The 24,327-nt window shown below is 73.0% G+C and carries 22 protein-coding genes and 2 pseudogenes; 15 read left to right on the top strand and 9 right to left on the bottom strand.

The annotated features are described in order from the left end of the window. Position 1: 1 nt before the first annotated feature. On the top strand, positions 2–718 hold the full coding sequence (bioD, locus tag ACZ56U_RS26970; RefSeq protein WP_469086558.1) for a dethiobiotin synthase: 717 nt from the start codon (positions 2–4) through the stop codon (positions 716–718). Positions 719–739: 21 nt separating this feature from the next. Here bioD and ACZ56U_RS26965 read toward each other — a convergent pair whose 3' ends face one another. Then, entirely contained in the window at positions 740–3,067 is a 2,328-nt protein-coding gene (locus ACZ56U_RS26965) for a helix-turn-helix transcriptional regulator (protein ID WP_469086557.1), read from the bottom strand. Between the two features lie 114 nt (positions 3,068–3,181). On the opposite strand from ACZ56U_RS26965, the gene ACZ56U_RS26960 reads away from it, so the two are divergent. Together ACZ56U_RS26960 and ACZ56U_RS26955 are read left to right on the top strand one after the other, a co-directional pair. Continuing rightward, positions 3,182–3,868: an esterase/lipase family protein gene (locus tag ACZ56U_RS26960; RefSeq protein ID WP_469086556.1), complete on the top strand. Its 687-nt coding sequence runs from the start codon at positions 3,182–3,184 to the stop codon at positions 3,866–3,868. A 73-nt stretch (positions 3,869–3,941) separates the two neighbouring features. After that, entirely contained in the window at positions 3,942–4,625 is a 684-nt protein-coding gene (locus tag ACZ56U_RS26955; protein ID WP_469086555.1) for a class I SAM-dependent methyltransferase, read from the top strand. Here ACZ56U_RS26955 and ACZ56U_RS26950 read toward each other — a convergent pair whose 3' ends face one another. Together ACZ56U_RS26950 and ACZ56U_RS26945 are read right to left on the bottom strand one after the other, a co-directional pair. Then, positions 4,626–5,000: a fic family toxin-antitoxin system, toxin component gene (locus ACZ56U_RS26950; protein WP_469086554.1), complete on the bottom strand. Its 375-nt coding sequence runs from the start codon at positions 4,998–5,000 to the stop codon at positions 4,626–4,628. It lies immediately after the preceding gene. A 4-nt stretch (positions 5,001–5,004) separates the two neighbouring features. Then, the gene (locus ACZ56U_RS26945) at positions 5,005–5,232 is read right to left on the bottom strand and encodes an antitoxin (RefSeq protein WP_469086553.1); all 228 of its coding nucleotides are present in this window, start codon (positions 5,230–5,232) and stop codon (positions 5,005–5,007) included. A gap of 211 nt (positions 5,233–5,443) precedes the next feature. On the opposite strand from ACZ56U_RS26945, the gene ACZ56U_RS26940 reads away from it, so the two are divergent. From ACZ56U_RS26940 to mug, 8 genes are all read left to right on the top strand, one after another. After that, a complete protein-coding gene (locus ACZ56U_RS26940) occupies positions 5,444–6,286 on the top strand; it encodes an ABC transporter ATP-binding protein (RefSeq protein WP_469086552.1) in 843 nt (280 codons plus the stop codon). Positions 6,287–6,290: 4 nt separating this feature from the next. Then, on the top strand, positions 6,291–8,858 hold the full coding sequence (locus ACZ56U_RS26935) for an ABC transporter permease (protein ID WP_469086551.1): 2,568 nt from the start codon (positions 6,291–6,293) through the stop codon (positions 8,856–8,858). A gap of 159 nt (positions 8,859–9,017) precedes the next feature. Beyond that, positions 9,018–9,443, top strand: a complete 426-nt coding sequence (locus ACZ56U_RS26930; protein ID WP_469086550.1) for a GNAT family N-acetyltransferase — start codon at positions 9,018–9,020, stop codon at positions 9,441–9,443. A gap of 144 nt (positions 9,444–9,587) precedes the next feature. Beyond that, positions 9,588–10,931, top strand: coding sequence for a hemolysin family protein (locus tag ACZ56U_RS26925; protein ID WP_469086549.1), 1,344 nt, complete (start codon positions 9,588–9,590; stop codon positions 10,929–10,931). Next, on the top strand, positions 10,928–11,941 hold the full coding sequence (locus ACZ56U_RS26920) for a hemolysin family protein (protein ID WP_469086548.1): 1,014 nt from the start codon (positions 10,928–10,930) through the stop codon (positions 11,939–11,941). The genes ACZ56U_RS26925 and ACZ56U_RS26920 overlap by 4 nt, the downstream gene beginning before the upstream one ends. Before the next feature lie 184 nt (positions 11,942–12,125). After that, on the top strand, positions 12,126–12,908 hold the full coding sequence (locus tag ACZ56U_RS26915; RefSeq protein ID WP_469086547.1) for an SGNH/GDSL hydrolase family protein: 783 nt from the start codon (positions 12,126–12,128) through the stop codon (positions 12,906–12,908). Between the two features lie 181 nt (positions 12,909–13,089). Continuing rightward, positions 13,090–14,532, top strand: coding sequence for an adenylosuccinate lyase (gene purB / locus ACZ56U_RS26910; RefSeq protein ID WP_469086546.1), 1,443 nt, complete (start codon positions 13,090–13,092; stop codon positions 14,530–14,532). A 13-nt stretch (positions 14,533–14,545) separates the two neighbouring features. Next, positions 14,546–15,091: a G/U mismatch-specific DNA glycosylase gene (gene mug, locus ACZ56U_RS26905; RefSeq protein WP_469086545.1), complete on the top strand. Its 546-nt coding sequence runs from the start codon at positions 14,546–14,548 to the stop codon at positions 15,089–15,091. A gap of 30 nt (positions 15,092–15,121) precedes the next feature. On the opposite strand, the gene ACZ56U_RS26900 is transcribed toward mug, so the two are convergent. From ACZ56U_RS26900 to ACZ56U_RS26890, 3 genes are read right to left on the bottom strand one after another with little or no spacing between them, the layout of a single operon-like run. Then, a complete protein-coding gene (locus tag ACZ56U_RS26900) occupies positions 15,122–15,565 on the bottom strand; it encodes a hypothetical protein (RefSeq protein ID WP_469086544.1) in 444 nt (147 codons plus the stop codon). A 41-nt stretch (positions 15,566–15,606) separates the two neighbouring features. Then, the gene (locus ACZ56U_RS26895; RefSeq protein ID WP_469086543.1) at positions 15,607–16,332 is read right to left on the bottom strand and encodes an ABC transporter permease; all 726 of its coding nucleotides are present in this window, start codon (positions 16,330–16,332) and stop codon (positions 15,607–15,609) included. A gap of 1 nt (position 16,333) precedes the next feature. Further along, positions 16,334–17,254 (bottom strand): ABC transporter ATP-binding protein, encoded by a 921-nt coding sequence (locus ACZ56U_RS26890; protein ID WP_469086542.1) that lies wholly within the window; start codon positions 17,252–17,254, stop codon positions 16,334–16,336. 108 nt (positions 17,255–17,362) lie between these two features. Between ACZ56U_RS26890 and ACZ56U_RS26885 the strand changes: the two are divergent. The 3 genes and pseudogenes from ACZ56U_RS26885 to ACZ56U_RS26875 all read left to right on the top strand — a co-directional run bounded on the left by ACZ56U_RS26885 (position 17,363) and on the right by ACZ56U_RS26875 (position 20,465). Then, positions 17,363–18,532 (top strand): annotated as a pseudogene (locus ACZ56U_RS26885) (sensor histidine kinase). Between the two features lie 14 nt (positions 18,533–18,546). Continuing rightward, a complete protein-coding gene (locus ACZ56U_RS26880) occupies positions 18,547–19,209 on the top strand; it encodes a response regulator (protein ID WP_469086541.1) in 663 nt (220 codons plus the stop codon). Positions 19,210–19,307: 98 nt separating this feature from the next. Continuing rightward, positions 19,308–20,465, top strand: a complete 1,158-nt coding sequence (locus ACZ56U_RS26875) for an ROK family transcriptional regulator (protein WP_469086540.1) — start codon at positions 19,308–19,310, stop codon at positions 20,463–20,465. A gap of 138 nt (positions 20,466–20,603) precedes the next feature. Here ACZ56U_RS26875 and ACZ56U_RS26870 read toward each other — a convergent pair whose 3' ends face one another. Then, complete coding sequence (locus tag ACZ56U_RS26870) at positions 20,604–21,365, bottom strand: GntR family transcriptional regulator (protein ID WP_469086539.1); 762 nt, start codon at positions 21,363–21,365, stop codon at positions 20,604–20,606. A 240-nt stretch (positions 21,366–21,605) separates the two neighbouring features. Beyond that, on the bottom strand, positions 21,606–22,487 hold the full coding sequence (locus ACZ56U_RS26865; RefSeq protein WP_469086538.1) for an RNA polymerase sigma-70 factor: 882 nt from the start codon (positions 22,485–22,487) through the stop codon (positions 21,606–21,608). Between the two features lie 138 nt (positions 22,488–22,625). Between ACZ56U_RS26865 and ACZ56U_RS26860 the strand changes: the two genes are divergently transcribed. Next, positions 22,626–23,456: an alpha/beta fold hydrolase gene (locus tag ACZ56U_RS26860; RefSeq protein WP_469086537.1), complete on the top strand. Its 831-nt coding sequence runs from the start codon at positions 22,626–22,628 to the stop codon at positions 23,454–23,456. A gap of 81 nt (positions 23,457–23,537) precedes the next feature. Here ACZ56U_RS26860 and ACZ56U_RS26855 read toward each other — a convergent pair. Next, positions 23,538–24,326: pseudogene (locus ACZ56U_RS26855) on the bottom strand (EamA family transporter); the annotation flags it as partial. Between the last annotated feature and the right edge of the window lies 1 nt (position 24,327).

The following is a 24,327-nucleotide window of genomic DNA, read 5'->3' as shown; positions in this document are numbered from 1 at the left end:
GATGTCGGTACTGGTGATCACGGGCACCGGCACGGAGGTCGGCAAGACGATCGCCACCGCCGCGGTCGCCGCGGCGGCGGTGGCGGCGGGCCGGTCGGTGGCCGTACTCAAGGCGGCACAGACCGGGGTACGGCCGGACGAGCCCGGGGACGCGCAGGAGGTGGCACGGCTGGCGGGCACGGTGACGACGGCCGAAGTCGCCCGCTACCCCGAGCCGTTGGCACCGGCGACGGCGGCCCGGCGCGCCGGACTGCCCACGGTGGGTCCGCGGGACGTCGCCGAGGCGGCCGCCGAACTGGCCGCCGAGCACGACCTGGTGCTGGTCGAGGGGGCCGGCGGTCTCCTCGTACGGTTCGACGAGGCGGGCGGGACGCTCGCGGACGCGGCACGACTCCTCGGTGCGCCGGTGCTGTTGGTGGCGTCGGCCGGACTGGGCACGCTCAACACGACAGAGCTGACCTCGCGTGAACTGCGCCGCCGGGAGCTGGAGTTGCTCGGCGTGGTGATCGGCAGCTGGCCCGAGGCACCCGATCTGGCGTCGCGGTGCAATGTGACGGACCTTCCGGAGGTGGCGGCGGCGCCGCTGCTCGGGGTACTGCCGGAGGGCGCCGGGGCGCTCGCGCCGGCCGACTTCCGTGCGGCGGTGCCGGGTTGGCTGGCGCCGCGGCTGTACGGCACGTGGAACGCGGCGGAGTTCCGGGACCGGCAGAACGACTGAACGACCCGTCCCGGCGCGGCCTCACCCGTCCCCCGACTCCGCCAGCAACCGCACCAGCTCGATACGCGAGCGGATGCCCAACCGGGTGAAGACGCCCCGCAGATGGTGGTCGATGGTGCGCGGGCTGAGGGCGAGGCGGGTGGCGATCTCGCGGTTGGTCGCGCCGTCGGCGGCCATGCGGGCGACCATCAGCTGCTGGGCCGTGAGGCGGCGGGTCGGGTCGTCGCGGGTACCGCCCGCGGGGGGTGCCGGCGCTCCGAGGGCGCGGAGTTCGCTGCGGGCCTGGGCGGCGCAGTGCGGGGCGCCGAAGTGCTCGAAGGCCTCCAGGGCGCTGTGCAGCCGGTCGCGGGCCTCCGTCCGGTGCCGCAGTCGGCGCAGCGCGCTGCCGAACAGCAGCTCCGTGCGGGCGCGTTCGAAGTCACGGGTGCCACGGGCGTGCAGGTCCAGCGCGGTGCGGTAGTGCTCGACCGCCTCGGCGCCGGGGGCCAGCAAGGCCCGGCAACGGGCGCTGAGCGCCAGGTCGTCGGGGCTGCGGACGACGCTCGCCCACCGGTCGTAGTCGGCGTGCGCGACCCGGGCCACCCGGGTGTCGTCGGTGCGGACGGCCGCCTCCACGTAGTGCGGGGTGGCCAGATGGCGGATGGCCCGGTGGCCGTGGCCCGGCCCGAAACCGGCGAGGGCCCGCAACCGGGCCGCCGCGGCGGCGAACCGGCCGCTGCTGAGGTCGAGGTAGGCCAGCGCCCACTGGGCGAGCGCGGCGGGCAGGCCGAGGCCGTGGGAGCGGGCGTACGAGCGTGCGTCGGCGGCGCGTTCGCGGCAGACCTCGGCGTCGCCCGTGAGCGCCGCGAACATGGCGAGGGCGGCCTGGAGATGGCAGGCGCCGTTGTCCTGGCCGGTGGCGTACGCCTGCCACAGCGCGTCCGTCGCGGCGGCCTCCCCGGCGCGCGGGCGCCCGGTCCAGAAGTCGGCGTAGGCACGGAACTCCATCGCCTGCGCCACGGTGACCGTCGCCCCGCGCACCCGGGCGGCGGCGGCCGCGCGGACGGTCGCGGCGGTGGCACGGGTGTGGTCGCCGAGCAGCAGTGCGGCGATCCCGGCGTGCACCAGGACGGTGGGGTCGCCGCCCGGCCCGCACCGTCCGGCCGCCGCCGCGAGCAGGTCCCGGGCGTCCTCGTACCGCCCTTCGAACGCCGCCGCGAGCCCGCCGAGCGTGCCCGGCGGCACGATCCCCATCCGCCGGGCCACCCGTGCCGCCTCCCGGCAGCGGCGCAGGTCACCGGTGTAGATGGCGGCCTCGGTGGCACGGGCGAGGAGGTGGTGAGCGGGGTCGGACCGGTCGAGGCTCGAAAGGCGCGCGTCAGCGTCACCGGCACCGGCACCGGCACCGGCACCCGCACCCGCACCCGCACCCGCACCCGCACCCGCACCCGCACCCGCACGGAAACTCCTCGGCACCGGCCCCGGTACGCCCGCCTCCCTCGCCCCGGCCACGGCCGTCAGCAGCGCGTCGAACGCCTCCGCCGAGTTCCCGGCGCGCAGCGCGAGCACCCCGGTCAGCGTGTCGTCGTCCGACAGGGCGGCCAGTCGGCGGGCCCGGTCGCCCTCCCCGGCCTGCCAGGCGTACACCGCGGCGTCGGCCAGCAGCCGGGTCCGGGCGGAGCGGTCGGGGCAGAGGGCGGCCGCGCGTTCGGCGAGGGCGCGTGCCAGGTGCGGGAAGCCGCCGTCGCGGGACCTGACCGCGGCGGCGCCGAGTTCCGACGCCAGACGGGCGCTCGGGCCGAGTACTCCCGCCCCGCGGTGCCAGGAGCGCAAAGCCGTCTCGCCTTCGGTGCGCAGGACCCGGGCCAGCAACCGGTGGACGTCGCGGCGGTCCGCCGGGGACCCCGTCTCGTAGGCGGCGATCCGGATCCAGGTGTCGCGGAAGACGACCCCGGACGCCGTGGCGTACGCGATCCCGGCCGTGTCGGCGGCCTCCAGGGGGCGGGTGTCGAGCCGAGCGGCGGCGACCGCGCGCAGGAAGGCGTGGGTGGCGACCGGGTACTGGTCGGCCGCCGCCAGGAGCAGCAGCAGCCGGGTGTCGTCGGGGAGCCGTCTGATCCGCGCGCGGTGGGCGCGGAGCAACTCCGGGGCCAGTTCCGCCGGTTCCGTGGGCAGCGGGTCCGAGCCCGCCGACTGACGTGTGCTGAGGAGCGTCACGGCCTCGGCTGCCGCGCGCGGATCGCCGTGCACCGCGTGCAACAGACGCACCCGGACGCCCTCCGGGAGCCCGGCGGCCAGGTCCTGCCAGGCCTGCGCGAGCCGCGGGGACGACGCGCCCTCGAGGGGCGGTGGGGTTACCGGAGTCAGCACGCATTCGACGTTACTGGCGAGTTAATTCACACGTAAAGACCGGCGATCTCACCGATGCGGCGCGCGTAGATCCCGCTCGACACTCCTGACAACCCCACCCGTTCAGGAGGCATCATGCAGCGCCCCCAGCGTCGCATCTCAGCGGCCGTGTCGGCCGTCGTCTCGTCGCTCCTTCTGGCACTCTCCCTGTCCGCGGCCCCCGCTCGGGCCGCGACCCACCATCCGATCGTCTTCGTCCACGGCTTGAGCAGTTCGGCGAGCAGTTGGGACGACTGGATCGCCGACTTCAAGGCCGACGGCTACGCGTCCTCGGAGCTGTTCGCGTGGTCGTACGACTGGACGCAGTCGAACGTGACCACCGCGCAGCAGCTGTCCGCCAAGATCCAGAGCGTGCTCTCCCAGACCGGTGCCTCCAAGGTCGACCTGGTGGTGCACTCCATGGGCGCGCTCAACTCCCGCTACTACCTGAAGAATCTCGGCGGGACGGCGTACGTGGACGACTTCGTGTCGACCGCCGGCGTCAACCACGGCACGACGACCGCGTCCTGGTGCTCCTGGCTGTACACCTCATGTGCCCAGATGTACACGGGCAGTTCGTTCCTGACCTCGCTCAACTCCGGTGACGAGACGCCCGGCAGCGTCTCGTACGCCAGCTACTGGTCGAACTGCGACGACGCGCTCACCCCGGACACCACCGCGATCCTCAGCGGCGCCACCAACGTCGAGGTCGGGTGCGTCTCGCACACCGACATGAACAACGATCACGGCGTGTACGAACGGGTGCGCGACTTCGTCGCGTAGCGCGCGAGCGGGGGTGCGCGGGGCGGGATCGGGGGACAATCACGGTGGACCCCGTCCCGTCCGGGAGGTCGTCATGCCGCTATGGTCCGCCGGTTCCCGCAAGCTGTCGCGAAGCCCCGTGCACCACCCGCTCTTCGCCCGCTACTACGCCCGCGTCAGCGTCGCCGCCGAGACCCGCGCCGGCATGGGTGACGTGCGGGAACGGCTGCTCGCCGGGCTCTCGGGCCGGGTCATCGAGATCGGCGCGGGCAACGGGCTGAACTTCGCCCGTTACCCGCGTACGGTCTCGGAGGTCGTGGCCATCGAGCCGGAGCGCGTGTTGCGCAGGCTGGCGGTGGAGGCCGCCCTGCGCTCGGAGGTGCCCGTCGACGTCGTACCGGGCGCGGCGGAGGCGCTGCCGGTCAAGAGCGAGGCCTTCGACGCGGTCGTGATCTCGCTGGTGCTGTGCAGTGTGCGGGACGTGCCGCGAGCCCTGGCGGAGGTGCGGCGGGTCCTGCGGCCCGGCGGTGTCGTGCGGTTCTTCGAGCACGGCCGGGGCGGCGGGCCGGCCATGCGGTTCACCCAGCGCGCCTTGGACCGGACCCTGTGGCCGCCGCTCAACGGGGGCTGCCATCTGTCGCGTGACCCGGTTCCGGCCCTGCGGGACGCGGGGTTCGAACTGGGCCCCTACCGGCAGGTGTTGATGCCGGCGAAGGGGCCGCGGCTGCCTACGTCCTTCTGCGTGCTCGGCACCGCCTGGCGCCCTGCCGACACCTGATCACCGGCTCCACCGGCGCAACTCCCGCGCGATGTCGTGCACCGAGGCCTCGCCGCTCTTGATCAGCCGGGCCAGATCGCGGACCTGCTCGGGCGAGGTGACGACCTTCAGACCGCTCGCCACGAGATAGGCGTAGGCGACGGCGCAGGCGAACAACGCGTTGGAGCGCTCCAGGGCCGGTACATGGATGAGGAGTTGGAGGAGGGCTGCGGCTCGGGCGTGCGGGCTGTCGTAGACGGGGACGTCGAAGATCTCGGCGTCGTGGCGGGCGACGGCCGCCACCAGGGCGCCCCAGTCGGTGACTTGCGGGTCTCCCGGGGTGTGGTGTTCGGCGAGCATGAGAAGCCAGGCGAGGTCGATCCGGAGGTCGCTCAAGGGATCAGCGGCGGCCTTCGCGCTCCGCGCCGAACTCCTCGGCGAAGACGCTCTCGTACTGCTTCATGAAGTCGGCGGCGGTCTCCACGAAGGTGTGGCCGATTTCGCCGGCGTCCTGCTTGACCAGTTCCTCGATGTAGCGGTTGACGCTCATACCGCGGGCCAGGGCGCGTTCGCGGGCGGCGCGGGCGGTGCCCTCGTCCACTCGTACGTTCAACTGGGTCTTCGCCATGCCTCGACGCTAGCGCCGGAACGCTAGCAGCGGCAAGGGGCGGCCCATACCGGACAGCGGCGGGACCAGGAAGAAGGGTGCCCCTTACATCGGTATCAGGGACCCGACCTGGGACGGAGACCGACCGGCACCACAGGGGGATTTCGGGTGTGGGCCGCATCACACTACCCTCGGCCGGGACCACGAGTCGGTGCCCACAGAGGAGGCGGCCTTGTCCACACCCGCTGCGCAGCACGTCCCCGGCCACGCGTCGGCCGACGGGATCGCGGCCCGCGCCCGCGGCCTGACCAAGGCCTACGGCTCGGGCGAGACGGCGGTGCTCGCCCTGGACGCGGTGGACGTGGACATCGCGCGCGGCCGGTTCACCGCCGTGATGGGACCCTCGGGCTCCGGCAAGTCCACGCTGATGCACTGCCTGGCCGGGCTCGACACCGTCTCGGCGGGCCAGGTCTGGCTCGGCGACACCGAGATCACGGGGCTCAAGGAGCGCGATCTGACGCGGCTGCGCCGGGACCGGATCGGGTTCATGTTCCAGTCGTTCAACCTGATCCCCACCCTGAACGCGGCCGAGAACATCACCCTGCCCATGGACATCGCGGGCAACAAGCCCGACGAGAAATGGCTGGACCAGGTCATCGACACGCTCGGGCTGCGCGACCGCCTCAAACACCGGCCCGCCCAGCTCTCCGGCGGCCAGCAGCAGCGCGTGGCGTGCGCGCGGGCGCTGGCCTCGCGACCCGAGCTGATCTTCGCGGACGAGCCGACCGGAAACCTGGACTCGCGGGCCGGCCTGGAGGTCCTCGGCTTCCTGCGCGAAGCCGTCGACCAGCTCGGCCAGACCGTGGTCATGGTCACCCACGACCCGGGCGCCGCCGCCCACTCCGACCTCGTGCTCTTCCTCGGCGACGGACGGATCGTGGACGAGATGGAACGACCCACCGCCGAAGCGGTGCTGGAGCGCATGAAGCGCTTCGACGTGATCCGCGGGAAGCAGGAGGAGAGCCCGCCACCGGGCACCGCGGCCGCGGACGCCCCCTCTCTCGACAAGGACTGAGGCCGTGCTCAAGGCGACGCTCCGCAGCTTTCTCGCCCACAAGGGACGGCTGTTGCTGTCCGCGCTGGCCGTCGTCCTGTCGGTGGCGTTCGTCGCGGGCAGCCTGATCTTCTCGGACACGCTCAGCCGCACCTTCGACCGGCTCTTCGCCACCACCGCGCCGGACGTCACGGTCAGCCCGCGCGAGGAGCTGGACGAGGCGATCCCCTCCGGCGTGACGCCCACGGTGCCCGCCTCGCTCGCGCAGCGGGTGGCCCGGGTCGACGGGGTCGCCGACGCGCGCGTGGACGCCGAGGTCGCGAACATCACCGTCGCCGACGACAAGAACGACTCGGTGGGTTCGACCACCGGCGCCCCCACCATCGGCACCGACTGGAGCCCCGGCCCGCGCAGCCCCGTCGAACTCACCTCCGGCCATGCCCCGCACGGCCCGACCGAGGCGCTGCTCGACTCGGAGTCGGCCGACCGCAAGGACGTGCGCATCGGGGACACGCTCCGCGTGATCGGCCCGCAGGGAACTTTCCAGGTCGAGGTCGTCGGGATCGCCACCTTCACCACCACCAACCCCGGGGCGACCCTGCTCTTCCTCGACACCGCGACCGCGCAGGCCAAACTGCTCGGGGACCCGGACGCGGCCACCGCCATCTCCGTGGACGCCGAGGACGGCGTCAGCGACGCGCAGGTGAAGCAGCGGATCGCCGCGGCGATCGGCACCGGCTCGTACGAGATCCGCACCGCCGACGAACAGGCCAAGTCCGACGTCGAGTCGCTGGGCGGATTCCTCGACGTCATCAAGTACGTCATGCTCGGTTTCGCGGGCATCGCCGTCCTCGTCGGCGTCTTCCTCATCGTCAACACCTTCTCCATGCTCATCGCCCAACGCACCCGTGAACTGGGCCTGTTGCGCGCCCTGGGCGCGGACCGGCGCCAGGTGCGCCGTTCGGTGCTGACCGAGGCAATGCTGCTGGGCGTGGTCGGCTCGACACTGGGTCTCGCGACCGGGATCGGACTCGCCGCCGGACTCATCGCGCTGATGAACACGCTCGGCATGAACATCAGGTCCAGCGAGATGGTGATCGGCTGGGGCACACCGGTCGCCGCCTACGTCGTCGGCGTGGGCGTCACCTTCGTCGCGGCGTATCTGCCGGCCCGGCGGGCCGCCGGGGTCTCGCCCATGGCCGCGCTGGCGGACGCCGAGATCGCCGGCGTGGGACGGCCGCTGAGGACGCGGGCCTGGGTGGGCGGTGTGATCGGCGCGGCCGGCGCGGCGGCGCTGCTGGGCTGCGTCCTGTCCTCCGACACCTCCACCGCGGCCTCCCTGCTGGGCCTCGGCGTCGTCCTGACCCTCGTCGCCACCGTCATCGCCGGTCCCCTGCTGGTCCGTCCGGTGATCCGGGTCCTCGGCGGGGCGTTCCCCGCGCTGTTCGGCTCGATCGGCCGGATGAGCCAGCGCAACGCCCTGCGCAATCCACGCCGTACCGGCGCCACCGCTGCCGCGCTCATGGTGGGGCTCGCCCTGGTCGGCGGCATGTCCGTGGCCAGCGCCTCCATGACCAAGTCCTTCGACCAGCAGATCGACGACACCCTGGGTGCCGACTTCGTCATCCAGAACAGCAACTTCGTGCCCTTCCCCAAGGAGGTCTCGGACAAGGTCCGGGCCACGAAGGGCGTCGGGCTGGTGGTCGGCTCCCAGTTCGCTCCGATCGCCGTGCGACTGCCGGACGGAGAGCGCGTCACGACGACCGCGGCGGCCTACGACCCGCAGCTCGACGAGGTCGCCGACATCACCTACGCGCAGGGCGACACGGCCGCCGCGCTGGCCTCCGGGCACCTCGCCATGGACGCGGACTTCGCGCGCGAGCACGACGTACGGATCGGCTCCACGATCCCCGTGCGGTTCCAGACCCGGCAGACGGCCGAGCTGACCGTGGGCGCCCTCACCGACCAGGAGTCCGCGGAGGGCTTCGGGACGCGAGGCGGCATCTACTTCGGCCTGGACACCCTGCGCCGGTACGCGCCGGGCGGACAGGACTCCGGGCTGTACGTGAACGCCGCCTCCGGGACCGGCCCGGACACCCTGCGCGCGGAGCTGGAGCAGACCCTCGACCCGTATCCGCAGGTCCAGGTGCGTGACATCGCGGACTACAAGGACCTGGTGCACGACCAGATCGCGGTCCTGCTCTATCTCGTGTACGCGCTGCTCGGCCTCGCGATCGTCATCGCGGTGCTCGGTGTGGTCAACACCCTGGCTCTGTCGGTGGTGGAGCGCACCCGGGAGATCGGGCTGCTGCGCGCGATCGGGCTCGCCCGGCGGCAGTTGCGCCGCATGATCCGCCTGGAGTCGGTGGTGATCGCGGTGTTCGGCGCGGTCCTCGGGCTGGCGCTGGGCCTGGTGTGGGGGGTGTGCGTCCAGCAGGTACTGGCGTTGCAGGGCATGTCGGCCCTGGCCGTCCCCTGGGGCACGATCGTCGCCGTCGTGGTCGGCTCGGCGGTGGTGGGCGTCGTCGCGGCACTGCTGCCGGCGCTGCGCGCGTCGCGCATGAACGTGCTGGCGGCGATCGCGCACGAGTGAGGAGCCGCCGAGGAGTGGCGGGCCGGGAGGGGTACGGCTCCAGCTGTCCGTCCTGGGGCCGTACCTGGAGGCGTTCGCGCCGGTGGTCGCTGAGCCGGGTGGCCGTCCGGATGCCGGAATTCTCCGTGCCCGGGCGGGCGCGCGTGATGGGATCGCCGTATGACTGAACCGCACCTTCGCGCCGCCGCGCCCGCGGACCTCGACGCCGTCCTGGCCTTCTGGAAGATCGCCGCCGAGGGCACGAGCATCAGTGACGACCGGGAGGGCGTCGAGCGGCTCGTGGCGCGCGATCCCGAGGCGCTGATCCTGGCCGAGCGGCACGGGGAGCTGGTGGGCACGGTGATCGCCGGCTTCGACGGCTGGCGCTGCCATCTGTACCGGCTGGCCGTGCACCCGGAGCATCGCCGTCAGGGCATCGGCTCCGTGCTGCTCGCGGCCGCCGAGGAGCGGTTCGCACGGCTTGGCGGACGGCGGGCGGACGCCATGGTGCTGGTGCGCAACGAGACCGGGCAGCATGCCTGGCGCGCCGCCGGGTACGCGCCCGAGGAGCAGTGGCGGCGTTGGGTGAAACCCCTCGCCGACTGACCCCTTTGCCCGTCCTTTACCATTGGGGTCCGTTCGGTCCTCCAAGGAAAGGTGTGAGAGTCCGCCCATGGGCGAGCCTCCCGGTAGTACGCGAGATCGCGCGATCCTCCCCGCCCTGTCCGATCATGGGACGGAGGTGACCCGATGACCGAAGTGCTCCTCCTGCTCGTGGCGATCCTGCTCTCGCTCGCCTGCGGCGCCTTCGTCGCCGCGGAGTTCTCGCTGACCACGGTCGAGCGGGGCGCCCTGGAGAGGGCCGCGGAGCGCGGCGAGCGGGGCGCCTCGGGCGCCCTGAAGGCCGTGCGCAACCTGACCTTCCAGCTGTCCGGGGCACAGCTCGGCATCACCGTCACCAACCTGGTGGTCGGCATGCTCGCCGAGCCGTCGATCGCCAAGCTGATCGCCGGGCCCCTGGAGGCACTGGGCGCCTCCCGTTCGGCTGCCTCGTCGATCGCGCTGGTGATCGGTACGGCCCTGTCGACCGTCGTCCTGATGGTCGTCGGCGAGCTGGTGCCGAAGAACTGGGCGATCTCCTCCCCGCTGGCCGTGGCCAAACGGGTGGGCAACGCGCAGCGCTGGTTCAGCGCGGCGTTCCGGCCCTTCATCACGCACCTGAACAACACGGCGAACCGCATCGTGCGCCTCTTCGGCGTCGAGCCCACCGAGGAGCTGGCCGCCGCGCGCGGACCGCAGGAGCTCGCGGCGCTGGCCCGGCACTCCGCGAAGGAGGGCGCCCTGGAGGCCGACACCGCCGAACTGTTCGTACGAACCCTGAACCTCGCCGACCTGACCGCGGAGAACGTGATGACCCCGCGCGTCCAGGTCATCGCCCTGGAGGCTCAGGCGACCTGCGAGGACGTCGCGAACGCCACGCGCGCGACCGGCCTGTCCCGGTTCCCCGTGTACCGCGGCAGCCTCGACTCGGTCGTGGGCACCGCGCACATCAAGGACGTCCTCGCGATCCCGGCCGAGCGCCGCGCGCGCGTGCCCGTGTCCGAGCTGATGCGTGAGCCGCTGCTCGTCCCCGAGTCGCTGACCGTGGACCGGCTGCTCGACCGGCTCTCCGGCAAGCGCACGATGGCCGTGGTGATCGACGAGTACGGCGGTACGGCCGGGGTGGCCACCCTGGAGGACATCGTCGAGGAGGTCGTCGGCGAGGTCCGCGACGAGCACGACCCGCACGAGACCCCCGACCTCGCCCCGGCGGGGACCGACGACGAGGGCCGCGTGCTGTACTCCGCCGACGGTTCCGCGCGGATCGACCAGCTCGCGCGGGTGGCGCTCCGGGCTCCCGAGGGGCCGTACGAGACGCTGGCGGGCCTCATGGCGACCGAGCTGGGCCGCATCCCGGCCGTGGGCGACACCGTGGAGGTCGCCGGCTGGCGGCTGGACGTGGTCGACGCGACCGGCCGCAGGGCCGCGCGCGTGCTGCTGCGCGCCCCGCTCCAAGACCCGTCCGAAACACTCGAAGGGGAGGCCGGTAAGTGACCGCGATCCAGTTGCTGATCGGCCTGGCGACCCTCGTCGTCAACGCCTTCTTCGTGGGCGCCGAGTTCGCGCTGATCTCCGTGCGGCGCTCGCAGATCGAGCCGTACGCCGAGGAGGGCGACCGGCGCGCCAAGAGCGTGCTGTGGGGTCTGGAGCACGTCTCCGCGCTGATGGCCGCGGCGCAGCTCGGCATCACCCTGTGCACGCTGGTCCTCGGCGTGGTCGCCGAGCCGGCGATCGCGCATCTGCTGGAGCCGGTGTTCCACGCGCTGGGCGTGCCCGAGGGGGCCGGTCACGCGGTGTCGTTCGTGATCGCGCTGACCCTGGCGACGTATCTGCACATGCTGCTCGGCGAGATGGTCCCGAAGAACATCGCGCTCGCGGAGCCGGTGCGCAGCGCGCTGACGCTCGGCCCGCCGCTCGTCGCGCTCTCTCGCGGCCTGCGCCCGGTGATCTTCGCCATCAACGCCTTCGCCAACGCCCTGCTGAAGCTGATGCGGATCGAGACCAAGAACGAGGTCACGGCGACCTTCTCGGACGCCGAACTGGCCCGGCTGGTGAAGGACTCCGACGAGGCGGGCCTGATCGACGACCGGACCCGGGAGCGGCTGCACGACGCCCTGGAGCTGGGCCGGCGTCCGGTGCGGGACGTGGTGCTCCCCCTGGAGGGCGTCCTCTACGCGCGCGTGGGCGTCACGCCGGAGCGACTGGAGCGGCTGTCGGCCGAGTCCGGGTTCTCCCGTTTCCCGGTGGTGGACGACGGGCGGCGCATCCTCGGCTATCTGCACGTCAAGGACGCCCTGGACGCCTCCCCGCGCGATCTGCCGTTCCAGGTGCGGGACATGCGGCCCATCGCGCGCGTACGGGAGAACACGCCGCTGGACGACGTGCTCACGGCCATGCGGGGCAGCCGGACACATCTCGCGGCGGTGCTCGGTGACGACGGGCGCCTCTCGGGGCTGGTGACGATGGAGGACGTGCTGCGGGAGCTGTTCGGGCAGCGGACGTGACGGGGCGGGAGCGTCGGGGCGTGACCGGCAGGGTGTGAGGCGGCGGGACCGACCGGAAGGCCGGGACGCGCCGGGAGTCGGGGGTTCCGGGTCCGGTGTGCGGCGCGGGTCCGGTACGGGTGGCCGGAGCCCCTGGAGGCCGACCGACCGTCGGGTATGTGAACGGGTTAGCATTTTCTCCGCCATGCAGAAGAACCCCGCACACACCAGCCTCGTCGCCCTCGGAGACTCCTTCACCGAGGGCATGTCCGACCTGCTCCCTAACGGCTCCTACCGGGGCTGGGCCGATCTCCTGGCCGGCCGGATGGCCGCCGTGACGCCCGGCTTCCGGTACGCGAACCTCGCGGTGCGCGGCAAGCTCATCCAGCAGATCGTCGAGGAGCAGGTCGACGTGGCCGTGGCCATGCGGCCCGACGTGATCACGCTGGTGGGCGGGCTCAACGACACCCTCCGCCCCAAGTGCGACATGAACCGGGTGCGCGCGCTGCTGACCGAGGCCGTGGAGCGGCTCGCCCCGGCGTGCGAGGAGTTGGTGCTGATGCGCAGCCCGGGCCGTCAGGGGCCGGTCCTGGAGCGTTTCCGCCCGCGCATGGAGGAGCTGTTCGCCTGCGTCGACGAGCTGGCCGAGAAGCACGGCGCGATCGTCGTCGACCTGTACGGGGCGCCGTCCCTCGGTGACCCGCGCCTGTGGGACGTGGACCGGCTGCACCTGACGGCCGAGGGGCACCGCCGGGTCGCCGAGGCGGTCTGGCAGAGGCTGGGGTACGACCCCGAGGACAGGGACTGGCACATGCCGATGCCGGCCACGGTGCCGCCGGGGTGGGCCGCGCGTCGGATCGCGGACGCGCGGTTCGCCAGACAGCACCTGCTGCCGTGGATCGCGCGGCGCCTCACCGGCCGGTCCTCCGGCGACGGACTGCCGCCGAAGCGGCCGGACCTGCTGCCGTACGAGGACCCGAGCGCCTGACCTGACCTACGGGGGTCGGCCGCCTCACCTTCGAGGGGGCCGGCGGTGTCACTTGCGAGGCACCGGCGGTCTCACGTGCGAGGCATCGCCCCGTCTGACCTGGCGTGACGCACGTCTCGTAGGTTCCGCCGAAGCCACCCATGGCGCCGGCCTGCACGAACCGCCAGTAGAATCCGTCTACGTGACTTCCGCTCCCGCCAAGCCCCGCATCCCGAACGTCCTCGCCGGACGCTACGCCTCCGCCGAGCTCGCCACGCTCTGGTCGCCCGAGCAGAAGGTGAAGCTGGAGCGGCAGCTCTGGCTCGCCGTGCTGCGGGCCCAGAAGGACCTCGGGATCGAGGTGCCGGACGAGGCGATCGCCGACTACGAGCGCGTCCTCGACACCGTCGACCTGGCCTCCATCGCCGAGCGCGAGAAGGTCACGCGGCACGACGTGAAGGCCCGCATCGAGGAGTTCAACGACCTCGCCGGGCACGAGCAGGTCCACAAGGGCATGACCTCGCGCGACCTCACCGAGAACGTCGAGCAGCTTCAGATCCGGCTCTCGCTGGAGCTGATGCGTGACCGTACGGTGGCCGTGCTGGCGCGCCTGGGCAAGCTGGCCGGTGAGTACGGCGAGCTGGTCATGGCCGGCCGCTCGCACAACGTGGCCGCGCAGGCCACGACCCTCGGCAAGCGTTTCGCGACCGCCGCCGACGAGCTGCTCGTGGCCCACGGCCGCGTGGAGGAGCTGCTGGGCCGTTACCCGCTGCGCGGCATCAAGGGCCCGGTCGGCACCGCGCAGGACATGCTGGACCTGCTCGGCGGGGACGCCTCGAAGCTGGCGGACCTGGAGCAGCGGATCGCCGGTCACCTCGGCTTCTCGCAGGCGTTCACCTCGGTGGGCCAGGTCTACCCGCGCTCCCTGGACTACGAGGTCGTCACCGCGCTGGTGCAGCTCGCGGCGGCGCCGTCCTCGCTGGCGAAGACGATCCGGCTGATGGCCGGGCACGAGCTGGTGACCGAGGGCTTCAAGCCCGGTCAGGTCGGCTCCTCGGCGATGCCGCACAAGATGAACACGCGGTCCTGCGAGCGGGTCAACGGCCTCATGGTCATCCTGCGCGGCTACGCCTCGATGACCGGTGAGCTGGCGGGCGACCAGTGGAACGAGGGCGACGTGTCCTGCTCGGTGGTGCGCCGGGTCGCGCTGCCGGACGCGTTCTTCGCCCTGGACGGCCTGCTGGAGACGTTCCTGACGGTGCTCGACGAGTTCGGTGCGTTCCCGGCCGTGGTGGCGCGAGAGCTGGACCGCTACCTGCCGTTCCTCGCCACCACCAAGGTGCTGATGGGCGCGGTGCGGGCCGGCGTCGGCCGTGAGCTCGCGCACGAGGCGATCAAGGAGAACGCCGTCGCCTCCGCGCTGGCGATGCGCGAGCAGGGGGCGGAGCGCAACGAGCTGCTCGACAAGCTGGCCGCGGACGAGCGCATCCCGCTCGACCGGGCGCAGCTGGACGCGCTGATGGCCGACAAGCTGTCCTTCACGGGTGCCGCCGCCGACCAGGTCGGTGTGGTCGTCGGCCGGATCGAGGAGATCGTGAAGCAGCACCCCCAGGCCGCGGGCTACACGCCCGGGGCGATCCTGTGACGCCTTCGACGCGATGACGCGCTTCACCCAGGCGGAACTGGAGGCCGCCCGCGACCGGCTCGTCCCGGACGTGGTCGCGGACGGCCTGCGTGTGCTGTTCTGCGGCATCAACCCCGGCCTGATGACCGCCGCGACGGGCCATCACTTCGCCCGTCCCGGCAACCGCTTCTGGCCGGTGCTGCACCTGTCCGGGTTCACGCCCCGTCTGATGAAGCCGTCCGAGCAGGAGGAGCTGCTGTCCTACGGGCTCGGCATCACCAACGTCGTGGCGCGGGCGACCGCGCGGGCGGACGAGTTGAGCGCGGAGGAGTACCGCGAGGGCGGACGGCAACTGGCGCTCAAGGTGGCCCGGTTGCGGCCCCGTTGGCTGGCCGTGGTCGGAGTGACCGCGTACCGCGCGGCGTTCGAGGACAAGAAGGCCCGGGTCGGGCCGCAGGAGCGGCTGATCGGGGACACGCGGGTCTGGGTGCTGCCCAACCCCAGCGGGCTCAACGCCCATTGGACCGCGGCGACCATGGCCGAGGAGTTCGCCAGGCTACGGCTCGCGGCGGAGGCCTAGGCCGACAGCCCTGGCGGTGTTCAGCGACGCTCACTCGGGGGCGACGTCGGTGACGACGGCCAGGAGCTGGAACGGCAGTTCCCTGTCCCACTGGGAGACGCCTAGTCCTATCCAGCGTCCCGTGTCCGGCGACTTCCACAGCTGGACGTCGGGCACGTGCGCGCTGAGCGACGCCCACGGCTCCGCGATCGCCTCGCCCAGCGTGGACCGCTCGAGGACGCTGTAGAGGCTGACGGGATCCGCCACGCCCCACCGCGCGGTCAGCCGCTCGGCCAGGCCGTCCCGGTCCGCCTCGTACTGCGCCTCGGTCTCCTCCCGCTCCATGCCGTCGTCCTCGTCGAAGTCACCGCTCGTCGCCAACTCGGCTATGTGGTAACCGGGTCCCGCCGTGCCGAAGTCGGTCCTGCCGGGCGCCTCGGGGAAGTCCCGGGCGCACAGCAGATCGATCGTGGCGAGGCACCGTGCGATGTCCATGCGATCCAGTAAACCCCGCCCCACTGACAACCGACGTGCCGTCAGGCGCCCCGGCGCCGCACGCTCCACGCCCCCGCCAGAAGCGCCGCCGCCGTCCACAGCGCGGTCACCCCCAGTCCGGTCCACGGCCCCAACGCACCGTCGTACGACGCGTGCAGGACGACCTGACCGGCCCGGTCCGGCAGGAAGTCCGTGGCGCCGCCCGCCGCGTCCCCGATCACGAACGAGACGACGAGGACGAAGGGGATCAACAGGGACAGCGCGCCCACCCCGCTGCGCAGCAGGGCCGCGAGACCGGCCGCGAACAGCGCCATCAGCATGAGGTAGACGCCGCCGCCCACGACACCGCGCGTCTGTTCCCCGGCGGTGAGGCCGCTCGCCGCGTCGCCCAGGCCCGCCTTCGCCACCAGGAGGGCGGCGAGCGCGGTCACCCACCCGACCGCCAGAGCCGGTACGGCGATCGCGGTCACCTTCGCCGCGAACCACCGCCCGCGCCGCGGCACCGCGCTGAGCGAGAGCCGGAGTCCGCCCCCGTGGAACTCCGAGGACACGGCCATGGCGCCGAAGGAGATCGCGGCGATCTGACCGGGCGCGATCCCGGACAGCGCCGTGAACAGCGCGTCGAACTCCGGATCGGACGTCTCCGAGACGCCGGCGATCGCGGAGAACGCGGTGGTCGCCGCGAACAGGGCGAGCAGCGCCCCGAGGAGCGAGCGCAGCGTCCGGATCTTCAGCCACTCGGCGTGCAGCACGGGTGCGAACGACATGTCAGGCCTCCTGCGGCTGGGCGGTGAACTCCACCGCGGTGGATGTCAGGTCGAGGTACGCCTGTTCCAACGTGCGCTCCTCGGCGGCCAGTTCGAGGAGGGGGACGCCCGCTTCGGCGGCGAGCCGGCCGATGTCGTCCACGCGCGCGTGACGCACGGTCCAGTGCCCGTCCTCGTGTGCGACGGCGTCGTGGCCTTGGTGGGCGAGGGCGGCCCGAAGGGCGGTGGGGTCGGTGGTGCGGACCCGTACGGCCGGCTGCACGCGCGCGTCGATGAACTCCCGCATCGGGGTGTCGGCGAGGAGCCGCCCTTTGCCGAGGACCACGAGGTGGTCGGCGAAGGACGCGGTCTCGTTCATCAGGTGGCTGGAGACCAGGACGGTGCGCCCCTCCCCCGCCAGCCGGCGCAGCACCCCGCGGATCCAGATGATGCCTTCCGGGTCGAGGCCGTTCGACGGCTCGTCGAGCATGACCACCTCGGGGTCGCCGAGCAGCGCGGCCGCGATGCCCAGCCGCTGCCGCATGCCCAGCGAGTACGTCCTCACCCGGCGCCGGGCCACGGACGCGAGTCCGGTCTCCGCCAGGACCTCGTCGACCCGGCTGTCGGGGATGCGGTTGCTCGCGGCCAGTGTGCGCAGGTGGTCGCGGCCGGTCCGGGAGCCGTGCGCGGCCTGCGCGTCGAGCAGGGCACCGACGTGACGCAGGGGTTCGCCGAGCGTGGCGTAGGCGCGGCCGCCGATGGTGGCGGTGCCGGAGGTCGGCCGGTCGAGGCCGAGCACGAGCCGCATGGTGGTGGACTTTCCGGCACCGTTGGGGCCAAGGAAGCCGGTGACGCGTCCCGGCAGGACGGTGAAGGTGAGGTCGTCCACGGCCCGCCCGTTGCCGAACTCCTTGGTCAGGTTCTGGACTTCGATGCTGGTCATGGCAGCAGCCTGACCGGTGGGACGGTGACCGGGCCTCCCCCGCGGGTGGAGATCGTCTCCCCCGTGCGAGGGAGGTCCGCTGTCGGTGGCGGCTGGCAGGATGAGGCGATGGCCCGCTTGCTGCGCCCGTTCGGACGGGCGGTGACGTACACACGACTGCTGCATCTGTGCATCGCGATCGTGTGGCCGAGCCTGTGGATGTTCATCCAGGAGGCGTGGTGGGCCTGGGTGCTGGCCGCCGTGGTGCTCGCCCCCGCGGGGCTGGTGCCCGCGATGCGTACCGTGGAGGGGCTCCAGGCCAGGCTGTTGCTGACCGGCCACCGGCACGACAGCGCGGACACCGACATCGTCGTCGCGCCGTCGGTCACCTGGAGCGACCGGGGGCGGGTGGTGGTGTGGCTGGAGGCCCGGCTGCTGCTCGGCTGTGCGACCTCGACGCTCTGCGTCCAACTCCTGCTGGCGGCCGTCGACCTGGTGTCGTCGTCGTTCGGCCGTGACGTCGGAGACGGCCTGCTGGTCCCGCTCGACGGCCACGCCTAGTGGTACGCCCTGCTCACGCCCGTGGTGCTGGCCGCCCTGGCGGTGACCGTGGTCGTCCCGGGCAGGATCATCACCGCGCTCGCCCACCGGCTCCTCGGTCCCTCCCCCGCGGACCGCGTCGCCGCCCTGGAGGAACGCACCGAGCAGCTCCTGGAGCGCACGCGCATCGCCCGCGAGCTCCACGACTCCATCGGTCACGCCCTGACCGTGGCGGTCGTCCAGGCGGGTGCCGCCCGCGCGGCCGGTGATCCCGCCTTCACCGATCGTGCCCTCGGGGCCATCGAGGAGACCGGGCGGGCGGCCCTGGAGGACCTGGAACGGGTTCTCGGCATCCTGCGCGAGTCCGAGCGACCGGTCAGCGGCCGGCCCACGCTGGCCGACTCCGATCGGCTCCTGGAGTCCGCGCGGGCCTCCGGCGCGAAGGTGGACGCCGAGCTGACGGGACCCGTCGACACCGTGCCCGCCCCGGTCTCCCGTGAGGGCTACCGCATGCTGCAGGAGGCGCTGACCAATGTGCTGCGCCACGCGGGAGCCGTGCCCGTACAGGTCCGGGTCGAGGTCACGCGGGACGGCCTCGCCCTGGAGGTCCGCAACCCGCTGACGGCCGAGATACCCGCCCCTGGCCGGGGCAGCGGACTGCGCGGCATCCGGGAACGCGCCGCCCTGCTGGGCGGCCACGCGCGGACCGGCCCCGACCGGGGCGACTGGCAGGTGCGGGTGGAGCTGCCACTGCGCTGATCTACGCTGGCCGGATGCCGGTCACCGTTCTCCTCGTCGACGACGAACCCCTGGTACGCGCGGGTCTGCGGGCCGTGTTGGAGGCACAGCCCGACATCGAGGTCGTCGGTGAGGCGGCGGACGGCGCGGCGGTGATCCCGCTGGTGCGGCAGCTGCGCCCCGACGTGGTCGCCATGGACGTCCGCATGCCGCTGCTGGACGGCATCGAGGCCACGCGCGCGGTGCTGCGGACGGTCGAGGCGCCGCCGAAGATCCTGGTGGTCACGACGTTCGAGAACGACGAGTACGTCTACGAGGCGTTGCGGGCCGGAGCCGACGGGTTCCTGCTGAAGCGGGCCCGGCCGGCGGAGATCGTGCACGCGGTGCGGCTGGTCGCCGAGGGCGAGTCGCTGCTGTTCCCGGCCTCCGTGCGGCAGCTCGCCGCCGAGTACGGCGAGGCCGGCGGGAATCGTGCGGCCCGGGCGGTGATGGAGCGGGCCCAGCTCACCGAACGGGAGGCGCAGGTGCTGCGGCTGATGGCCCGCGGGCTGTCGAACGCGGAGATCGCCGAGCGGCTGATCGTCGGGACGGAGACGGTGAAGTCGCACGTCAGCGCCGTACTAGCGAAGCTTGGGGCGCGGGATCGCACGCAGGCCGTGATCGCCGCGTACGAGTCGGGATTCGTGGCACCCGGCTGACGGGACCAGCAAGCGATCTCTGCGGCCCCCGCACTCGCCGGGCACCGCCGTGCCGAGTACGATCCGGCCAACACGCGCACGAGCTGGGAGGACGGACGTTGGGGCGGCTGACCGGCGGGGATCCCTCGCTGCTGCGAAGGATCAATTCCGCGGTGGTGCTGCACGCCCTGCGTGCCACGGACTGCGCGACGCTGACCGAGATCACCCGGGTGACCGGCTTGTCCCGGCCGACCGTGGAGGGCGTGGTCGAGGGGCTGATCGAGGCGGGGTACGTCGTCGAGAAGGCGGCCGACGAGAGTGTCGCGCGACGGCAGGGTCGGCCCGCTCGGCGCTTCCGGTTCCGTGCCGAGGCGGGGCATCTGCTGGGCCTGGACATCGGACCGCATCGGGTCGCCGCGCTCCTGTCCGACCTGGACGGCCGGGTGCTCGGTGCCGTCGCCAAGGACGTCACCGAGACGGCGTCCGCCGACGAGCGGCTGGAACGGCTGCGCACCGCGGTGGCCGAACTGCTGCGGCGGGCCGGTGTCGCGCGGGAGTCGTTGCGGGCGGTGGGAGTCGCCTCGCCGGGGATCGTCGAGGCGGACGGCACCGTACGGCTGTGCGCCGCGCTTCCGCAGTGGACGGGGCTGCGCCTGGGAGAGCGCCTGAGCCGCTCCTTCAAGTGTCCGGTCCTGGTCGAGAACGACGCCAACGCCGCGGCGGTCGCCGAGCACTGGAAGGGCGCCGCGACCGAGTCCGACGACATCGTGTTCGTGCTGGCGGGTCTGAGCCCGGGTGCCGGGGCACTGATCGGCGGGCGGCTGCACCGGGGGTACGGCGGCGCGGCCGGCGAGATCGGCGCGCTGCATCTGCTGGGGCGCGGGGTGACGCCGGAGAAGCTGCTGTCGACCACCGACGAGCCGTTGCATCCGCTCGACGAACAGGCCGTCGCCGAGGTCTTCGCCCAGGCGCGCGAGGGCGACCAGCGGGCCCGCGCGGCCGTCGACCGCTTCATCCACCGGCTCGTCCACGACGTGGCCGCGCTCTCCCTCGCCCTCGACCCCGAACTCGTCGTCATCGGCGGCTGGGCGACCGGCCTGGACGACGTACTGGAGCCGCTGCGGCAGGAGTTGGCGCGCTACTGCCTGCGCCCGCCGCGGGTGACCCTGTCGCTGCTCGGCGAGGCCGCCGTGGCGACGGGTGCGCTGCGGTTGGCCCTGGACCATGTGGAGGAGCAACTCTTCGCGGTGGAGGGCACGGTGACGGCGCGGCGCTGAGGGGGCGGCCGACGCCGGGGCGGTCCCCGGCGTTCCCGAGGTCCGTGCCGCCGCCGCTGGTCGTCAGGGTGCGTCCGCCGCTGGAACGCCGCGCGCCCCGGGGTGTCCCCGGGGCGCGCGGCGTGTGCCGTACGGCGGTCAGGACGCCCGGCGTTCCGGGTCCTGGTGGATCTCCACGCCGCCGGAGTCGCCGAAGGTGAGCCGGCAGGTGTCGGCGCGGTAGGTGGCGACGGACAGCGCGGCGGTACGGCCCTCGGAGAAGAAGCGGGTCGTCACGACGAGGACGGGGGCGCCGGGCAGCCGGTCCAGTTCCTTGGCGTCGTCGGCGCGGGCCGAGCCCAGCTCCACGGCGCTGTCCTGGCCCTCCAGCTCCAGGCGCTGCAGCTCGCGCAGCACGGCACGCGCGCGTGCGGCACCGGACGGGGCGTCGATGGCGGAGAGGTCGGGCACCGCCGACTGCGGGATGTACAGCAGCTCCGCGGCGACGGGCTGGCCATGCGTCATACGGGAGCGGCGGACGACGTGCACGGGCTCGTCGGCGCCGGTCTCGAGCGCCGCGGCGACGGCCGCCGAGGGCACCTGCACCGCGCTGTCGACGCACTGCCAGGCGTCCGTCGCGGTGCCCGGCCAGACCTGCTCCTGGGTGCCGACGGCGACGCCCACGCGGGGCGGCGCGACGGTCGTGCCGACACCGCGGCGACGCTGGAGCCGGCCTTCCAGTTCGAGTTGCTCGAGGGCCTGGCGGAGCGTGGCCCGGGCGACACCGAATCGAGCGGCGAGGTCCCGCTCGTTCGGCAGGATCTCGCCCACCGAGAACTCGGAGTCCAGCGCCTCAGTGAGCACGGTCTTGAGATGCCAGTACTTCGGTTCCGGCACCGGTTCCAGCTGCGTGGTCCCCACCCTGTCCTCCGCGATCGCCGTGGTCCGGCGGCGTTTTAGCGCCCTTGTTTATTAAAGGTTGTTGCACTTCTCTGCGACCATAGGGCGGCCCCCACCCTTGGTCAAGACCAATCCTCGATCCCTTGCCCACCTCACAGGTGCGGCGCGGCGCGGCGTTCACGAGGCGTTCGCGCGAGCGGCTCCTCGTGACATGACGGCAAAGCCCCCGTCGCGGAACGGGGGCTTGGCGGCGGGCGTCGGCTAGGCGGTGAGCGTCTGGAGCTTGTCGGGGTTGCGTACGATGTACACGGACTGGATCCGGCCGTCGACGACGTCCAGCTGGAACACCGAGTCGGGCTTGTCCCCGGACAGCATCAGCACCGCGGGACCGCCGTTGAGTTCCATGAAGCGGTACGACAGGTCCGGGACGCCCTTGCGCGCGGCGCCGACGAGGAAGCGCCCGACCTTGTCCGCGGTGTCGATGACGCGGAGCGGGGCCCTCGACTTGCCGCCGCTGTCGCCGACGAGGCGGACGTCCGGGGCCAGCATCGTCATGAGCCCCTCGAGGTCGCCGTCCGCCGCGGCGGCGAGGAAGCGTTCGGTGAGGTCACGGCGCTGGACGGGGTCGACGTCGTAGCGGGGTCGCCGCTCGTCGACGTGTTTGCGGGCCCGCCCGGCGAGCTGACGCACCGCCGGTTCGCCCCGGTCGAGCATGGTGGCGATCTCGGCGTACGGGTAGCCGAAGGCCTCCCTGAGCACGAACACCGCCCGCTCCAGCGGCGAGAGGGACTCCAGGACGACGAGGACGGCGAGGGAGACGGAGTCGGCGAGCACGGCACGCTCGGCGGTGTCGGGGACGGTGTCCCCGAAGTCGGTGACGTACGGCTCCGGCAGCCAGGGCCCGACGTACGCCTCGTTGCGCGCCTTGACCTGGCGCAGTCGGTCGATGGCGAGGCGGGTCGTGACACGCACCAGATAGCCGCGCGGTTCGCGCACCTCGTCGCGGTCCGCGCCGGACCAGCGCAGCCAGGCCTCCTGCACGACGTCCTCCGCGTCGGCCACCCGCCCCAGCATGCGGTAGGCGACGCCCAGCAGGACGGGACGGTGCTCTTCGAATACGTCGGTCACGGTGTCGGTGCTCACGACACCATCCCAGCCGACCCGCCCGTCCCTGTCCAGGCGAGCCGGGCGCGCCACACGGAAGGGGCTACCCGTCGGTAGTAATTGCTGACAAGCTGTCTCTCCCGTCCGCCCCCTGTCCCAGCCCAGGAGTTCACGCCCATGGCCGAAACCGTCTCGTTCGAGGTCCCTTCCCCGCACGGCCCGCGGACCGTGACCGTCGACTACGCGCGCGTGGGCAGCGGCGAGCCGCTGCTCCTGCTGCACGGCATCGGCCACCACCGACAGGCCTGGGACCCGGTCGTGGACATCCTCGCCACCGAACGCGATGTCATCGCCGTGGACCTGCCGGGCTTCGGGGCGTCCCCGGGACTGCCTGACGGACTGGGCTACGACCTCACCACCACGACCTCCGTGTTCGGCGCCTTCTGCGAGGCCCTGGAGCTCGACCGGCCGCATGTCGCGGGCAACTCGCTCGGCGGTCTGCTCGCCCTGGAACTCGGCCGGGAGAAGCTCGTGCGGTCCGTCACCGCCCTGTCCCCGGCGGGCTTCTGGTCGGAGGCCGAGCGTCGCTACGCCTTCACCGTGCTGCTCGCGATGCGCGGGATAGCCCTGCGGATGCCGCTGCCGATGGTCGAGCGGCTGTCCCGCTCGGCGGCCGGCCGCACCGCGCTCACCAGCACCATCTACGCCCGCCCGGGCCGCCGTTCACCCGAGGCCGTCGTCGCCGAGACGCTGGCCCTGGTGCGTGCGACGGGCTTCGCCGACACCCTCCGCGCGGGCGGCGCCGTGCGGTTCGTCGAGGACGTGCCCGGAGTCCCGGTCACCGTGGCCTGGGGCAGCAAGGACCGTCTGCTCCCGCGCCGGCAGGGGGTGCGTGCCAAGCGGGTCATCCCCGGGGCCCGTCTCGTGCGCCTGCCCGGTTGCGGCCACTGCCCGATGAACGACGACCCGGCGCTCGTCGCGCGCGTGATCCTCGACGGCAGCCGCTGACCTCGGCGGAGCGCAGGCGCCGAGGGCGACCCCGGCGCCCACGAGGGCGCTGCCGACGGCCTGGGCGGCGCCGTAGGAGCCGGTGCCGACGAGCGGGGCGGTGCAGGCGGCGGCGACCGGGATGAGGCCGGAGAACAGCGTGGCGCGCTCCGCGCCGATCCGCTGCATGCCTATGTACCAGCACACGAACCCCACGACCGTGACGACCGCCGCCTGCCACAGCAGCGCGGCGGCCTCGGTCCCGTCGGGCCGTCGCAGCCACGCCGTGCCGTCCACGAGCAGCCCGGCCACCAGGCACTCCGTCGCGGCGACGGCGCACACCGTGGCCGACAGCAGCCGTGGCCCCAGGGGGCGCAGCACGGGCACCGCGAGGACCGCGAAGGCGACCTCCCCGGCCAGCGCGCACACCGAGAAGGCCAGCCCGGCGCCGTCCGTCCGCCCCCAGCCCTGGACCGTGCAGGCACCGGCCGCCACGAGCAACGCGCCGTACAGGACGGCTCGTTGAGGCCTGCGCCCGTCAAGGAGGGGCACGAGGACGGCCACCACGACCGGCGCGCAGCCCACGAAGACCCCGGGCACGGCGGGTTCGGCCGTGCGCTCCGCGGCGAGAACGGCCATGTTGAAGCCGACCATGCCCACCGCCGCGAGCAGCGCCAGGCGCAGCCACCGCCGGGGCGCGAGCGCCCGCAACTTCGCCGTCGCGTCCCGTCCGGCGAGTGGCAGGAGAAGCAGACAGGCGAGGCCGTAGCGCAGGAACTGACCGCCCGCGTACGGGTAGTCGCCGAGGACGCTGTTGGCCGTGAAGGAGGCGCCCACGAGGACGCAGGCGAGTGCGGCGAGAAGGGCCCCGCGGGTGGTGGTGGCGTTCATG

This window comes from Streptomyces sp. NPDC034103, assembly GCF_055575395.1.
The sequence above is the reverse complement of the archived record's forward strand: the minus strand, read 5'-3'. Positions and strand labels throughout refer to the sequence as shown.